Source organism: Marinibium conchae (genome assembly GCF_015595035.1).
Taxonomy (GTDB): domain Bacteria; phylum Pseudomonadota; class Gammaproteobacteria; order Enterobacterales; family Alteromonadaceae; genus Glaciecola.
In genome coordinates this window covers 212,495-226,658 of the sequence record NZ_JADNRN010000004.1, presented here as the reverse complement: position 1 = coordinate 226,658, position 14,164 = coordinate 212,495, and the positions used below count along the sequence as shown (strand labels likewise).

Annotated in this window: 13 protein-coding genes; 7 read left to right on the top strand and 6 right to left on the bottom strand. The window is 42.4% G+C overall.

The window, feature by feature from the left end; translation table 11 throughout:
• The first annotated feature begins 96 nt into the window (after positions 1-96).
• Together ISG33_RS15950 and ISG33_RS15945 are read left to right on the top strand one after the other, a co-directional pair.
• Positions 97-996: a putative porin gene (locus ISG33_RS15950; RefSeq protein ID WP_195734625.1), complete on the top strand. Its 900-nt coding sequence runs from the start codon at positions 97-99 to the stop codon at positions 994-996.
• 234 nt (positions 997-1,230) lie between these two features.
• Positions 1,231-1,938 carry a hypothetical protein gene (locus ISG33_RS15945; protein WP_195734624.1) on the top strand — a complete coding sequence of 236 codons (708 nt, stop codon included), beginning with the start codon at positions 1,231-1,233 and terminating at the stop codon, positions 1,936-1,938.
• Positions 1,939-2,091: 153 nt separating this feature from the next.
• On the opposite strand, the gene ISG33_RS15940 is transcribed toward ISG33_RS15945, so the two are convergent.
• Positions 2,092-2,739 (bottom strand): response regulator, encoded by a 648-nt coding sequence (locus tag ISG33_RS15940; RefSeq protein ID WP_195734623.1) that lies wholly within the window; start codon positions 2,737-2,739, stop codon positions 2,092-2,094.
• Entirely contained in the window at positions 2,732-4,084 is a 1,353-nt protein-coding gene (locus ISG33_RS15935) for a sensor histidine kinase (protein ID WP_195734622.1), read from the bottom strand. Before ISG33_RS15935 ends, ISG33_RS15940 begins: the two co-directional genes overlap by 8 nt.
• A gap of 122 nt (positions 4,085-4,206) precedes the next feature.
• Between ISG33_RS15935 and ISG33_RS15930 the strand changes: the two genes are divergently transcribed.
• On the top strand, positions 4,207-4,968 hold the full coding sequence (locus ISG33_RS15930; protein WP_195734621.1) for a SoxR reducing system RseC family protein: 762 nt from the start codon (positions 4,207-4,209) through the stop codon (positions 4,966-4,968).
• Between the two features lie 25 nt (positions 4,969-4,993).
• Here the strand turns inward: ISG33_RS15930 and ISG33_RS15925 are convergent, their stop codons facing one another.
• The 4 genes from ISG33_RS15925 to ISG33_RS15910 all read right to left on the bottom strand — a co-directional run bounded on the left by ISG33_RS15925 (position 4,994) and on the right by ISG33_RS15910 (position 8,957).
• The gene (locus ISG33_RS15925) at positions 4,994-5,392 is read right to left on the bottom strand and encodes a TerB family tellurite resistance protein (protein ID WP_195734620.1); all 399 of its coding nucleotides are present in this window, start codon (positions 5,390-5,392) and stop codon (positions 4,994-4,996) included.
• A gap of 104 nt (positions 5,393-5,496) precedes the next feature.
• Positions 5,497-6,378: a WYL domain-containing protein gene (locus ISG33_RS15920; protein ID WP_229333649.1), complete on the bottom strand. Its 882-nt coding sequence runs from the start codon at positions 6,376-6,378 to the stop codon at positions 5,497-5,499.
• A gap of 169 nt (positions 6,379-6,547) precedes the next feature.
• Positions 6,548-7,447, bottom strand: coding sequence for a histone deacetylase family protein (locus tag ISG33_RS15915; RefSeq protein WP_195734619.1), 900 nt, complete (start codon positions 7,445-7,447; stop codon positions 6,548-6,550).
• Between the two features lie 88 nt (positions 7,448-7,535).
• The gene (locus ISG33_RS15910) at positions 7,536-8,957 is read right to left on the bottom strand and encodes an undecaprenyl-phosphate glucose phosphotransferase (RefSeq protein WP_195734618.1); all 1,422 of its coding nucleotides are present in this window, start codon (positions 8,955-8,957) and stop codon (positions 7,536-7,538) included.
• 329 nt (positions 8,958-9,286) lie between these two features.
• Between ISG33_RS15910 and ISG33_RS15905 the strand changes: the two genes are divergently transcribed.
• From ISG33_RS15905 to ISG33_RS15890, 4 genes are all read left to right on the top strand, one after another.
• Entirely contained in the window at positions 9,287-10,498 is a 1,212-nt protein-coding gene (locus tag ISG33_RS15905; protein ID WP_195734617.1) for an outer membrane beta-barrel protein, read from the top strand.
• A gap of 104 nt (positions 10,499-10,602) precedes the next feature.
• The gene (locus ISG33_RS15900) at positions 10,603-11,115 is read left to right on the top strand and encodes a polysaccharide biosynthesis/export family protein (protein WP_195734709.1); all 513 of its coding nucleotides are present in this window, start codon (positions 10,603-10,605) and stop codon (positions 11,113-11,115) included.
• Positions 11,116-11,165: 50 nt separating this feature from the next.
• Complete coding sequence (locus ISG33_RS15895) at positions 11,166-13,424, top strand: GumC family protein (RefSeq protein WP_195734616.1); 2,259 nt, start codon at positions 11,166-11,168, stop codon at positions 13,422-13,424.
• On the top strand, positions 13,421-14,155 hold the full coding sequence (locus ISG33_RS15890) for a tyrosine-protein phosphatase (RefSeq protein ID WP_195734615.1): 735 nt from the start codon (positions 13,421-13,423) through the stop codon (positions 14,153-14,155). The genes ISG33_RS15895 and ISG33_RS15890 overlap by 4 nt, the downstream gene beginning before the upstream one ends.
• Positions 14,156-14,164 lie beyond the last annotated feature (9 nt).

Here is a 14,164-nt window from a genome sequence, read left to right as displayed (position 1 = left end):
CAGCCTTTGTTCAGTCTATAGGCTATAATATGCCTCGGTGTAATAACGCTAGCGCAATTAAAGCGCTTGTTTTCAAACAAGTATTAAAGGAATAACATGTTTTCAAAAACGACACTGAGTTTAGCAACTCTTGCAGCAATCGCATTTTCTCAAAACGCCTTCGCTGACGATTATCAAACCTTTTTCGGTGCATCAGTCACCAGTAACAAAACAACGGTAAAAGGAGCGGGAAGCTCTACTTCAGAATCGCGCGAGGCTTGGAATCTGAATATGCAGTATTATTTTGACCCGCGTCCAACACTCGGGCCTTTGGCGGAGTTTGATTTCATTAATCAACAAAGCCGCATATCAGCAGGCCTGTTTGGTGCAAGTGGTAATCGTCAATATAGTCTGGCTGGCGAGTACATCATGGATAGCTTGGTATTCTCCGGAACGACCGTATACGATAATGATAGTGATACTGAGTTCACCAACATTGGCCTTGCTTATTTCATCAACAAGGACATAAAGCTTTCGATTTCGCGTGAGAGCAGTGATGGCTTGGGTGGGTTATTCGACTCTGATGAATCAGTGTTTAGCTTTGGTGCCGACTACGTCCACCAAATGCAGGGTAATGATTACGTAGGTGTGTCATATCGCACTGATGAAGACTTCCTCCAGCAAATTGTCAATACGAAGTACTTCACCGCACTGTCGGGTGGGCGTTATTTAACCGTTGATGCAACACTTAACGTGTTTGACGACGACTTTTTCTCCGACGAACGCCTAGATTTGGGAGCATCCTACTACTTCAATGATTACACTAGCATTGGCGCCGGATTTAACCTTATCGGTGATGATGACAGCTATAGCCTTTTTGCTCGTCATTTCTTCAATAAGCGTTCTTCGATTTTACTCAGTTACGCAAATAGCGAAAGCGAGTTTGTAAGTTTCGGGGACGAGAAGATAAAGATTAAAAATGACTCTTGGAACCTAAGTTACGTGTACCAATATTAGGCTAAAAAGGCTTTGTTTTTTAAAAGACGAACAAAATTGATTCGTTAACAAAACGCGCTTAATAATGTATACATTATGAGCGCGTTTTTTTGTGCTGTACTAAAGTGTCAGTTATATTTACACGTCACTAAAATTTTGAGTGTAAATATATGATTAAAAAGGGTATTTTTTTTGGAGCGAAAATTGCAAATGGATCATTGAATTTTAAACGCTTTTCAATAAAAGGAATATTTGATGTTTAAAGCACTATCAAAAAAACTCACTCTTCTATCTCTTGTGTTAAGTGCGAATGCATTAATAGCTATCACCGCAAACGCAGAACTCATACTTTCTAATAATGGAACCGTTGTTACCAGTGAAGATACATTTGGTAAAAATGTTGATCTTAACGGCGACGGCATCGACGACCTAAACTTTATTGTCATTAATGGCTTCAATCAATTTGAAGAGCAAACACAGTTCGCTGGTTTTACGAGCTTGTTTAACGCTGTAGAATTTGACGAAGGCTACACCCAAAGCGCATTGCGTTTTTCGGCTCTTGATTACGAATCACTAAGCGCTTATCAAGTAGGTGACGTGATTGGTGAGTCTACCTTTTCTGAAGGTGGTTCTTTAACTGAAGGAGTTCTTTATAGTGTTGACGAGTGGGACGAGTTTGGTAGCTTTGGTGAGGTAATTCCAAACGTTGGTGATTCAGCATTTTTAGGCTTTATGCTAACTGTTGAAACAACACTTTTTGAAGAAGAGTCGCGAACAACTGAAAATTTCTTTGGTTTCTTGCAAGTTACTCACGGTAGTATCAATGTAGGTACTGTAGGTATACAGACCATCGCGGGTGCATCTGCAACAGTGCAACTAGTTGAAGCATCTGCCCCAGCAGCAGTATCAATTATATTGCTCGCGTTTGCTTCGATGCTATTCAGACCTAAGCTTGGTAAATAATAATTGGTGAATAATCACTAGTTGACTGCTGGCTGAAAAAGCAAGTAGCTAACCATATTCAAAACGCTCAATGCAGTTCGTATTGAGCGTTTTTTATTACCTTATATTAGGTGAATTTAGGAAGCTGCAAATACTCAGTGCATCACTACAACGTTAAATCATACCTAGCTCAATAGCTTTTAGCACTGCTCTAGTGCGGTCTCGTACACCGAGCTTCGCAAGAATAGACGATACTTGATTTTTGATAGTGCCTTCAGATTTAAAAAGGCTCTCAGCCATTTCTCGGTTACTACAACCTGCTGCCATCAGGCGCAATATTTCTGTCTCTCTTGTTGATAAATTTTCAGGAAGCGCACTAGATTCGAAGTCACCCTTTACACCTTGCAAGCCTTGAATAAGGCGTTCAGTTATAGCAGGCTGTATGAGCGTATCACCTGCATGAACGGTTTCGATTGCTTCAACAAGTGTTTCAAGTGATACATCTTTAAGTAAATAGCCCTTTGCGCCTGCCTGAAGAGCTTGCATCACGGATTCATGATCGTCAAAAGTGGTCAGCATCACAACGGGTACATGCATATTTTGTTCCTTTAACTTTTGAAGCGTTTCAATCCCGTTAAGGTTGGGCATGCGAATATCCATCAACACAACATCGACCTGAAGTGTGCTATCTGCTAAACAAGCAAGCGCTTCATTGCCATCGCTTGCTTGTGCGACTACGTCAACTTGTTCGGCAAGTGCGAGAAGGCTATTTATGCCTTGTCTCACCAATGTTTGATCATCTACTAATAATATTTTAATCATATGTCGCCATAGGTAATGAAAGGTGAGTAACAAAGCCTTTATCATTTAAGAAAAAGTCCGCTTTACCTTTAAGAAGACTCACCCGCTCAACAATCCCTGTTAGTCCATTACCCGCCTTGAAGCCACGAGTAGGGTTAACCGTGTGTTTTGCTTTCTTCTTCACTTCGTTGCCGTTATCTTGAATGATTACTTCCACAAGACCATTAATTTTCTTAAATTGTACTTCTACATTTGTGGCCTTGCTATGTTTAAGAGAATTAGTGAAGCTTTCTTGAATACAGCGTATCAGTACATCAGCCATGTTGACATCGTCGATATTGATGTCGTTTGCATAATCCACTTTTATGTCGAGGTTTGGGAGACGCTCACTAATGGCCTTGATAGCGCTCACTAACTCTATCGATGATTTACTTCTGATGTCAGAAACAGCCTCTCTCACATCACTAAGAAGGAGTTTTGCCAAGCTATGACATTGTTCGATAGACTCTTTTATTTGTTGTTTGTTGCTCTGGCTGCTTTCGTCAACCTGTAAAGTGTCGGTTTGTCTACTTGCTACCTGTAGGTTGATTGTTAGCGCAGTAAGATGGTGCCCTAATAAATCATGAATATTTCTAGCAATGCGAACTCTTTCAGCCTGTTCAGCAGCTTGGTTAAGAAGCTGTTGCGTAGATACTAACTCACGATTAATCGTTTCTACCGTTTCTCTGCTTTTCTTCTCTTTAATTGTGGTGTTTACCATCACTAAGGCAAATAAATTGAAGGTCCAGAACAACACGGCTGACACTGCCATGTTATTGAAACCCCAATAAAATTCAAAAACGAAGTACAAAATACTCGACCATAGTGGTGATAAAAGGAATGCCCACTTAATGTTAATTAGATAAGGAAGAATGGCGCTCCAAATAACCATGAATATGGCAACGTAGGGGAACGGAACTGTGAAATAAATACCAACTATCACCAAAAATAAGGCCACTGTGAGGCTTCTTCTCACCACTCTCTCGTTTTCATAATGTTCATCACGGGATGCAAATAACCAAAGTACTAAATAGAGAACAAACAGGGCGAGCGCGGAGTAAGTTTGATTCATGCTGATAGAGTCGGCTCTAAGCATGAAATATATCGCACTTCCGCTTACCGCAAACCAAGTGATGATGGCAGAGAACGATTCGATTTTGATGGGGCTCGAATTGCCAAAATTGATGCCTTTAATTCTTTCTTGGTTGGGATGAACAGTCTGCATTGTGATACTTACCTGGTGTTTTGCGATTTGCGCAGAATAACAGTGTTTGTTGTGAAAAGGCGATAGGTAAAAAGTCACTTTTTCGAAAATGACTTCTGGCACTAAAGTCTTCTCATATACTTCAGTAAAGTGCTATCAACTGATAATTAGCGGCGGCAATGGCAATTTGTGAGATACTCTCACAGTCAGTAGCTCGCCCTACACTTTTGAAAACGAGATAGCTTATGACTTATTTACACAGCGGCCTGTTTGCTTCACATATTTTATTTGGCTCACTGGCTTTAATCCTATTTTGGGTACCATTGTTTACCAAGAAAGGGCAGTTGAACCACACCAGATTTGGCAATCATTATAAAGTGTCAATGTATTTGGTCGCTCTGTCTGGTGCAATCATGGCGCTGATGGTGTTGGCCTTCCCGGTAGTAATAAAAGGAGAGTACATTAATAATGCAAGCAATCCTGAACGAGCAACTTATGTCATCCGTTTATTTTGGGCTTTTCTGTTGTATCTAAGCTTACTTAGCTTCACTGTAACACGCCACGCTACTGCAGTTATTGCAGCAAAGCAAAACCGAAAGTCACTTCAAAAACTCAGCTACCTTCTACCAATAATAGCTCTGATTACGGCTGCGCCTGTGCTCTTTTACTACGGATTTATAGCGTCACAAACATTACTTATGGTCTTTGCTGTGTTAGGGCTAGTAGTCGGCTTCGGTATGCTTCGTTATTGCATAAAGGCACAGGTAGCAGAGCGTCAATGGTTATTTGAGCACATTGGCTCGTTCATCGGATCAGGTATAGGTGCCTACACAGCGTTTATCGCCTTTGGCGCAAGAACCGTCTTCGAGGGTTTAGGTGCATGGCAAATCATATTTTGGATTGCGCCTGGGCTTATAGGCAGTATCGCTTCCGCTTTCCTATGCAAAAAGTATGGAAAGCTTTATGGAATAAAGCCCGTGATCACTAGCAAATCCGCACAGGCCTAGATCCTAATACAATAGCAATCGCTGTTTAGGCAACAAGCCCTTTGGCTAAAACACGATTAGCAAGAAGCGCAAGGAGCTCTACTTCTTCTTCGCTTCTTTCGCCGTCAGCTTTCGTGATCGCCATTGCTACTTCTAGGGTTTTAGCAGCATCGATATTGAGTTCGTCGGATAGGGCACGGATAAAGTCAGGTGCTTTAAGGCTGTCAATTGCTGCACGCGCTTGATGAATTGCGTCGTTGATAAAAGCTTCTTTTGAAATACCACTATGCCAAGGCATGTTGTCGACCAATTCCTGAAAATAGTCTTGTTCAGTAAGCGTGACTATTCCGTCTATCTGATAGAGTAATACCGTTAACTTAATGAGTGCTTCGTTATGTTGTTGGCTTTGCTGATCGTTCAATCTATGGATTTGTGCATGAGACATAGGTTTCACCTTTTAAAATCAAAAACGATATGCTTAGGGATATATGAAGACCAGCGAAAGCCCTAAAAAGTTCCCCTAAGTTTGTATGGCTTGTTTTTTCGCAATCAAAGTGCGTAGCCAGGCGCTAAGCTTGGATTCTCGATGCGTCGTAACACATCAAGGTTCTCTAAAGCCAGTTGACACCCTTGCCCGGTAATTCTTGCACCTTCAGAGCAATCAACCTGCCATTGGCGCAGGATATATGCAGCCAGTGCTGCTCTGGTATGCATTACCTTACGTCCATTTTGCATGTCAAAATCCATCTCGATGGCGCGAGGATTTTTAATACTAGGGTGGGGAACTAAGACAACATCAATAATTTGATGAAATTGACTATCTGCGGCTGCCATTTGATGGCTCTCAATTGCTGTGCTTGAGCTTGTTATTGACGTAAAACGTGTACATACAAAATCTCTAAAACCTTGATTTTTGCAATCGAAGCCACGTACATGCCATCGATGACCGTTGTTAACGAGAGCATGTGGTACAAATTCACGGATTGTCTCACCAGAAGAGACCGAAACATACCCCACCTCGCATACTTCTTGATTGTGTATAGCCCTCATTAGCGCTGCAATGATGCTGCTATCAGGATGAATGAGTTGCACTGCGTCAAAGCATTGCTCAGAAGGTTGCGTAACATGTGAAATGCCATTGCCAAAGCCTCGACTTAAGGAGTGTAGAATGATGTCAGGCTCGTATTTAAATAAAGGAACAAACTCTGGTGTTCGATAATATTGTTTTGTAGAGTGATCAAGCACAAGATTACTGTTTGCTAAGTCGCGATAAGCTGCAAAATCTCTTGTGCATGCCGCCAACCCAGTTTGGAAACGACTCACTAAATCATTGCGTGTAATGTGACCAAAAAATTGAAGGCAAAAATCAATAAAAGCTAGGCGTTCTCGCTGTGCATGTGGCATCTCATTGATGATTTCAGTGATTTTCACAGTAGTACTCTCCGATATTATTATTATTTTTTATTGGCATTAAACTGTCTTGCTGCACTGTCATTTAGCAGTGCTAGAATAGTGTATAAATACTCAGTGTGCAATCAAAATGATGCGGTGTATTGACTTGTTATTTGATGGCTAAGCCCTTAGTGCTAGGCCTTTAGCGTTAGGTGTAGGCACCCGCTGCTTTAAATAGTTGAAGATGCACCTTAACCAAGGCATCAATGTCTCGCTGATAACCTCCACCAATAACCGCCGCTACGGGAATGCCGAGTTTTTCGCACTGTTCGAATACAAAGCGGTCTCGCTGAAGTACACCGTCGGTGCTGATGTGTAGATGGCCTAAATCGTCGTCGACATGAATATCAACGCCCGCATCGTAGATAACTGCGTCGGGTTGGAAATAAGTCATAGCCATGTGCCACGCTTGTTCTACGGTAGATAAAAACTCATCATCTTCGGTTGCTTTTGCCAAGCCGAAGTCAAGGTTGCTGGCTTGTTTGCGATAAGGAAAGTTTTTTTCCCCATGTATCGACACAGTATAAATAGCCTCATTATTCTCTGCTAGTTTTGCTGTGCCATCACCCTGATGCACATCACAATCAAAAATTAATACACGGTCAATATTTTTAGCTTGCAGCATGTTGAGTGCGGCGAGATATAGGTCGTTTATCATGCAAAAACCAGAGCCAAAGTTAGCAAATGCATGATGGTAGCCACCGGTAAGATTTAAGGCCTTGCCGTGTTCTAATGCTAAGGACGATGTGAGTACTGTGCCGCCTGCGGCTGTGAGTGTTCTTTCCACCAATTGTTGAGACCACGGGAAACCGATGCGGCGCATGGCTTTCGGAGAAAGCTCGCCACTACATAGCTGCCCAATATAATTGGGGTCATAAATACTGGAAATTGTTGATGGCTTGAGCGCGTCGGGACGTCGAAAGTGCGCTTCGCTAACCCCGAGCCCAACGAGTGCATCGTGGATACCAACGTACTTTTCAATTGGGAATCGATGTCTTACTGGCAGATCGAGTTGACTGTAAATAGGGTGAAAAACCAAAGGTGGCAAAGCGACTCCATAACGACTATTGGTTGGGCATTGTGTATTTAACGCAGCTTTAGACTAAACGGTTCTTTTCGTATTAGCCGGTTTATGCTTAAACCGCGTTCTTACTGGAGAAACCTTTGAACACCGATATCAATACTATTTTAATATCTAAGCCTATCGACCATCTATGAATATAGTCCAGATCGTATTCCACGCGCTTTACCATTTTATTTATTGTATTGGTTTCACCTCGGAAACCGTTTATTTGCGCCCAGCCAGTTATGCCGGGCTTTACTTTATGACGCAGCATATAACCTTGGATAAGTTCACGATATTGCTCGTTATGCGCAACGGCATGGGGACGAGGACCAACCACCGACATTTTCCCTTGCAACACATTAAAAAACTGGGGAAGCTCATCTAGCGAACGACGCCGTAAAAATGCACCAAATGGGGTAATGCGCTGATCATTCTTGGTTGCTTGTTTTACATGCTCACCATTATCCATAGTAGTCATAGTGCGGAACTTGCAAATACTAATTTTTTTGCCGTCCAAGCCATAGCGGTCCTGCTTGAATATTACGGGGCCGTCTGAACTGGCTTTGATTTTCAAGGCGATAATAAGCATAGGTATGGCTATCACCAATAATATTAACGAGGCAAGAATAATGTCTTCAATACGCTTGAGAACATTGTTTGCGCCTTGAAATGGGGTGTCAAACACACTGAGTGTTTGCACTGAGCCTACGCTTTGCCATCTTGCATGAAGCAAGTTGTAAATAAGAAAATTAGGAATGATGTATACCGAGCAGGTTGTATCGCTGCAGCGATTAAGGATATCCATGATGCGCTTCTCTGCACTCATGGGCATAGCAATGTAAATGTAGTCGATGCTACCTTCTTTGGCTCTTGCAATCGCTAACTCGATGTCACCTTCAAGGTATTCAAGAAATTCAGTCGATAAACGAGATGGCTCTCTGTCGTCGAAAAGGCCGGCTAATTTAATGCCAAGATGTGAGTTATCGTTAATTTGCATGGCGAGGTTATAGCCAGCAGGAGTGGCACCTATGATCGCTGCCTGCCGGGTATTTCTGCCCTGACGCCTGAGCATAAACAACAATTCCCGAAACACGATACGCCATATCGCAAGTGCAGGATAGGTCGACAAAATCCAAAACAATACAAGCTGTTGCTCATACACAATAAGATTCGGCAAAAAGTACGAGCACACAGTTAGCACAGCACTAGCGATACTCCACGCTATTGCTGTATATTTTATTAAAATGGACGTGGATTGAGTGCGCCAAGAACGATATAAGTCTAAGGATTCGGCGCATACATTAAACACAGTCATGCTAATCGCCAGTACAACCCAAGCATTATTGTCGAAGATAACCTGCTGTGAAAAAAGAATGAGGGCGAACATCACTGCAATAATAGAGAGGTCTACTAAGCGATATAGAGTTGAAAAACTACTCTTGTTCGACTGTATGATTCCGTGGCGATGATTAGTTGACTGCGTTTTCTTCATTTACTCTGCTTTACAACAATTAAAAATTTGGCGTGGGTGTGCGACTTTGCTTATTCGCAAAGTCTATTCAAATTCACGTCACTGGCAAGTATTTTGCCTGTCGAAAAGCCTAAAATCAGGCTTTTCATTTCATATTGGTGAATAATACGCTAAAAAGCTGCTTTGTGTTGCATTTCAACCACATTTAATTACTTGTTTTGCAATAAAATGTTGATTGTCTAACTACCTCTAATTGCGTTACAATCGGCGGGTATTTGTTGTTCGTTAATACCGCGATAAGTCATTATTTTAAAAGTGTTCAAATAACGAAAAGTAAACAAGGCAATGGAATGAAATTATTTCAATTAGGGCTGCTAAGTGTGTTAACTCTCAGCGTAAGCTTAGTTCAGGCACAACAATTTGAAGATGCAGCTAGTATTCCGGTAGCGGGTTTCGACCTAACACCAAGCGTGGATGTCGGTTTTCGCTATGACGATAACGTTATCCGTTCGTCACAAGACGAGATTTCCAGTTGGTCGCAGATCATTTCACCACAAGTTGTGATGTTAACTAATTTTGGTTCTAGCCAAGTGAATTTTGGCTATCGCCTGCGTAACGAGCGCTTTTACAGTAGCCCAGCCGATAACTACACAGACCATTTTTTAAGCGCTGGCGTTGATTATGAGCTTAATGCACGCCATCGTATGGATATTGCTGTTGATTATACTGATGGTCACGAGGACCGTGGTACGGGTTTTTCGATTGGCCGCGGTGAGCTTTTAACCACGCCGGATAAGTTCAAACAGGCCGAACTGGATTTGTTGTATTCTTATGGCGCATTCAACGCTGATGGCCGCTTGGAAGTGAATTTCAACATCACAAATCGCGATTACGATCTAACACTCCCAAGCTACAGAGCTAGAGACCGAGTTTTTACTGGGATTGGCGGGGCATTTTATTACCGAGTAGGGGCAACAACTGATTTGGTAATCGACATTATTTACACCGATGTTGATTATAATTTTGCCCTTAATTCCGAGTCGCCCCTCGATAGTACGCAAGTCTCTTATCTTATCGGCCTAGACTGGGAAGCAACCGCACAAACATCGGGCTACGCTAAAGTAGGGTATCAAGAAAAGGACTTTGAGAGTGAACTGCGTGATGATTTTGATGGTGTTGACTGGGAAGCTGGCGTGATATGGGAACCTGTCGAATATTCAAGTGTCGAACTAACAACGGGCGCCAGTACTAACGAAACCAATGGCGAAGGAGACTTCATTCGTGGTCGTGATCATCAAGTTGAATGGCGGCACGAGTGGCTAGAGCGTCTTCGCACCCGAGTAAGCTACACTTGGGGCAACGACAGGTACGAAGGTAGGCTTGTAAACAATCTTGCTGTTCGTGACGACGATCTAGCTCGCTTTAGAGCTTCTGCTTATTACCAATTTCGTCGCTGGATTAACGTTGAACTAAGTTACATAAGAGACGAGCGTGATAGTAACCGTGACATTATCAGTTACGATAGAAATCAGCTTTTCTTCAATATGCTGTTCACACTGTAATAACCATACTGTGAGGAAAAAAATTGCGAGTTAAACAAAGCGGTCTAGCACATACGTATCAACTTTCTTCATTATGGAAGTCGGCTTGCTCTCTCATTTTAATTATGTTGTTGGCACTTTCTAGCTCTCAATCTTTAGCGCAAATTAATAACGACCTTGAGCAATATCGCTTGGGTTCGGGTGATTTTGTTAAAATAACTGTTTTCGGACAAGACGACCTTATGGTTGAAACTCGCCTGTCGAATGTAGGCGTTATAAATTATCCTTTTTTAGGCGACATCAATTTAGTTGGCTTAACTCTCAATGAGGTTGAGTCACTGATTGATAAAGGACTCCGTGGTGACTATTTAGTTAATCCATCAGTATCCGTTACGGTTTTAGAGTATCGACCTTTCTTCATTGATGGTGCTGTAAAAAAACCAGGTGGCTATCCTTACCAGCCCGGGCTTTCAATAAGTAAAGCGGCCGCATTAGCCGGTGGGTTTACAGAGAGAGCAAATAGAGGCAATGTCATTATTGTGCGAAAACTCGCCGGTAAAGAAACTGAAATAGAGGCTACAGAAGTAGATACCATACTTCCTGGCGATATTGTTACCGTTAATGAGCGCTTTTTTTAATTTTGGAGTTTAGTCTTGGGCATTGAAGGATTTTGTAGAGTATTCGTTGTATGACGCAAATGACACCAGAACAAATAGAAGCAAAATTGCTCGACAGCGACATTATCGACTTTGGTCAATATTGGCTTACCGTAAGGCGATATATCTGGCGTATATTGGCTCTCGCATTTTCTCTTACCCTACTTGCGACTCTATTGGTGTTGTCCGTAACACCGCGATACATTGCTACAACCTCACTTTTGATAGAAGCAGAACAAGCGAATGTGCTCAGTATTGAAGAAGTGTATGGCTTAGATTCAAGCCGCAAAGAATACTTCGAAACACAGTATGAGATATTACGCTCAAGACAAATTGCAAAGCGAGTTGTAGAAGAACTGCAATTACAAGACAACATACTGTTCAGTTTAGATGCTGCAAGTGACAAGAAAACAGGCTTACAAAGCGTACTTTCTTCTGTAAAGGAGAGCCTAAAGTCAATGTTGCCGTTTTTGCCTCAGCGTCCAAAGCTCGCACTTTCAGAACAAGAATTACAGGAAAAGCGCCTAAACTATGCAATTTTAGAGGTAATGAAGTCGGTTAAGATCAGTCCTCTTAAAAACACGCAAGTTGTCGAGATTTCCTTTGAAAGCGAATCAGCTCAACTCTCTGCTATCATCGCGAATACCTTTGCAGAGGTGTATATTGAAAGCTATCTCGAAGCAAAACTCGATATGACTTCTAAGGCAACATCTTGGTTAAACGAAAGCTTGCAAGGTTTACGTCTAAAGCTCAGCACAGCGGAAAAAAATCTTGCTGATTTCTACGAGCGTGAACAACTCGTAGACATCGACGGTGTCGTTGGATTGGCTTCAGAGCAATTGCAACAGCTCAGCGATCAGCTCATTGACGCTCAGGTCACACTGCAACGCAGCGGCGCTATATTTGAACAAGTAAACCAGAGCAATGTTACCCTTTCTGAACTCTCTAGTTTGCCTGAAGTGTTGAATCATCCTTCAATCCAAACGATAAAACGCGAAGAGGTGATTGCACAAAGCAAAGTGTCGGAATTGAAAGAAGTCTACGGCCCGAAGCATCCTAAAATGATTGCCGCTCAGGCAGAACTTTTGTCGATAGAGCAGAGCATCGAAAAGCAAATCTCTCGCCTTATTGCTGGTATCAACACAGAATACAGAAGCGCGCAAACAAAGGTAAGAAAGTTAACAGCCGACGTGGAGTTAGCTAAAGCTGAATTCCGTAAGCTATCCAATCTGGAGAATCGACGAAAAGCGCTGCAGCGTGAAGTAGACACCAACCAACAACTCTACAATAGTTTCTTTACGCGCCTTAAAGAGACTGATCAACTAGGTGGTTTTGAATCTGCGAATGCCCGAATATTAGACAGTGCATTAGTACCAAATCAGCCAGCAAAGCCTAAAAAAACCTTAATTATCGCCGCTGCTTTTGTCTTGAGTTTTGGCTTGGGTGTGTTCTTGGCTCTAGTGTTAGAGGCGCTGAACGCCGGAGTACGCTCGGTTGATGATGTCGAAAGAAAATTAGGCCAACGCATGCTTGGCATCATTCCTTGGCAAGCTCATAAGAAGCGTGAAAACTTAGCGCTGAGGCACTTTTTTGATAAAAGCCACCATGTATTTAGTGAGTCGGTTAGAACCCTCAGAACAAGCTTGCAGTTATTGAATTTAGATAAACCATCACAAAGCATTCTAATAACGTCGAGTGTGCCAAAAGAAGGCAAAAGCACCGTATCAATAAACTTAGCTTTTGCAATAGGTCAGTTGAGCAAGGTATTGCTGCTCGATACAGACCTTCGAAGACCTTCTTTAGGCAAGCAGTTTGATCTTCCGGGTTTCCAGCCTGGCGTAGCGAACTTAATTGCTGGCACGCATACCCTCGATGAGTGTATCGTGACTGATCAGGCTTCGGGCATCGATTTGCTGTGCGCCGGCTCAATTCCGCCAAACCCCCAAGAATTACTGGCATCCGATAAATTTCGAGACTTAATGAGCTCTCTTAAAGCCAGTTACGACTATATTATTGTCGACAGCGCTCCTACACAAGCAGTGAGCGACGCAGTAGTCGTTTCCAAACTCTGTGACTCAATTGTTTATGTAGTGAGAGCCGACAGCACGAACATGAAAGTTATCAACATGGGGCTTAGTCGCTTTTTACAAATGGGCAATAGAGTTGACGGTGTTGTACTTAATCAGGTGGATTTGAAGAAAGCAAAGAAAAGCGGCGAGTACGGCGGCTTCTATGATCAATATGGCTACAATAGTTATTCGACCGACACTACGGACGATAATAAGCGTTGATAGACCTGCATAGTCATATTCTTGCTGGTATCGACGATGGCGCAAAATCACTTAGCGAATCAATTGCTATGGCGCAACAAAGCCTTGAAAGTGGTGTTAGCTATATGGTGTGTACCCCACATATACATCAAGGCGTTTTTAATAATAAGTTAGAAACGATCAAGCCCGTTTTCGATGTTTTGGTCGCTGAAATGAAAAAGATATCGCTGCCTCTTAAACTGGCTTATTCTTGTGAAGTAAGGCTTTGCCCAGAAGTGTTACAGTGGGTGACCGATATTCAATTGCCATATTTGGGACAATGGGACAGAAAAGCTTTATTGCTTTTAGAGCTTCCTCATAGCCATGTTCCCCCGGGTGCCGAAAACCTCATTAAATGGTTGTTAAAAAACCGCATCCAACCGGTTATTCCTCATCCAGAGCGCAACCGCGATATCATTGCAGACTACCGAAAAGCGGAATTCTTGAAAAAGCTCGGTTGCTTGTTTCAAATAACCGCAGGCGCATTTACTGGGCGTTTTAGTGACAAAGTAGCTGCTACCGCGCACAGACTATTAAAAGATGGTTACATTGATTACATTGCTTCCGATATGCATAGTTTGAACCGCAGACCGAATGATATGGGCGAGGCTTTTAAGGTGATTGAGAAAACTGAAGGTAAAGGCACGGCGATGAAACTCACTACGGATGTTCCTGCACTAATCACTAAAAATACTAGATGGTTCTCGGAATGAGAATTTGTA

What these genes read in the sequence shown, in the direction of transcription:
- ISG33_RS15900 (WP_195734709.1), top strand. Translation starts at nt 10,603, where the DNA reads ATGTTGTTGGCACTTTCTAGCTCTCAATCTTTAGCGCAAATTAATAAC.
- ISG33_RS15895 (WP_195734616.1), top strand. Translation starts at nt 11,166, where the DNA reads ATGACGCAAATGACACCAGAACAAATAGAAGCAAAATTGCTCGACAGC.
- ISG33_RS15910 (WP_195734618.1), bottom strand. Translation starts at nt 8,957, where the DNA reads ATGAAGAAAACGCAGTCAACTAATCATCGCCACGGAATCATACAGTCG.
- ISG33_RS15930 (WP_195734621.1), top strand. Translation starts at nt 4,207, where the DNA reads ATGACTTATTTACACAGCGGCCTGTTTGCTTCACATATTTTATTTGGC.
- ISG33_RS15945 (WP_195734624.1), top strand. Translation starts at nt 1,231, where the DNA reads ATGTTTAAAGCACTATCAAAAAAACTCACTCTTCTATCTCTTGTGTTA.
- ISG33_RS15940 (WP_195734623.1), bottom strand. Translation starts at nt 2,739, where the DNA reads ATGATTAAAATATTATTAGTAGATGATCAAACATTGGTGAGACAAGGC.
- ISG33_RS15905 (WP_195734617.1), top strand. Translation starts at nt 9,287, where the DNA reads ATGAAATTATTTCAATTAGGGCTGCTAAGTGTGTTAACTCTCAGCGTA.
- ISG33_RS15925 (WP_195734620.1), bottom strand. Translation starts at nt 5,392, where the DNA reads ATGTCTCATGCACAAATCCATAGATTGAACGATCAGCAAAGCCAACAA.
- ISG33_RS15950 (WP_195734625.1), top strand. Translation starts at nt 97, where the DNA reads ATGTTTTCAAAAACGACACTGAGTTTAGCAACTCTTGCAGCAATCGCA.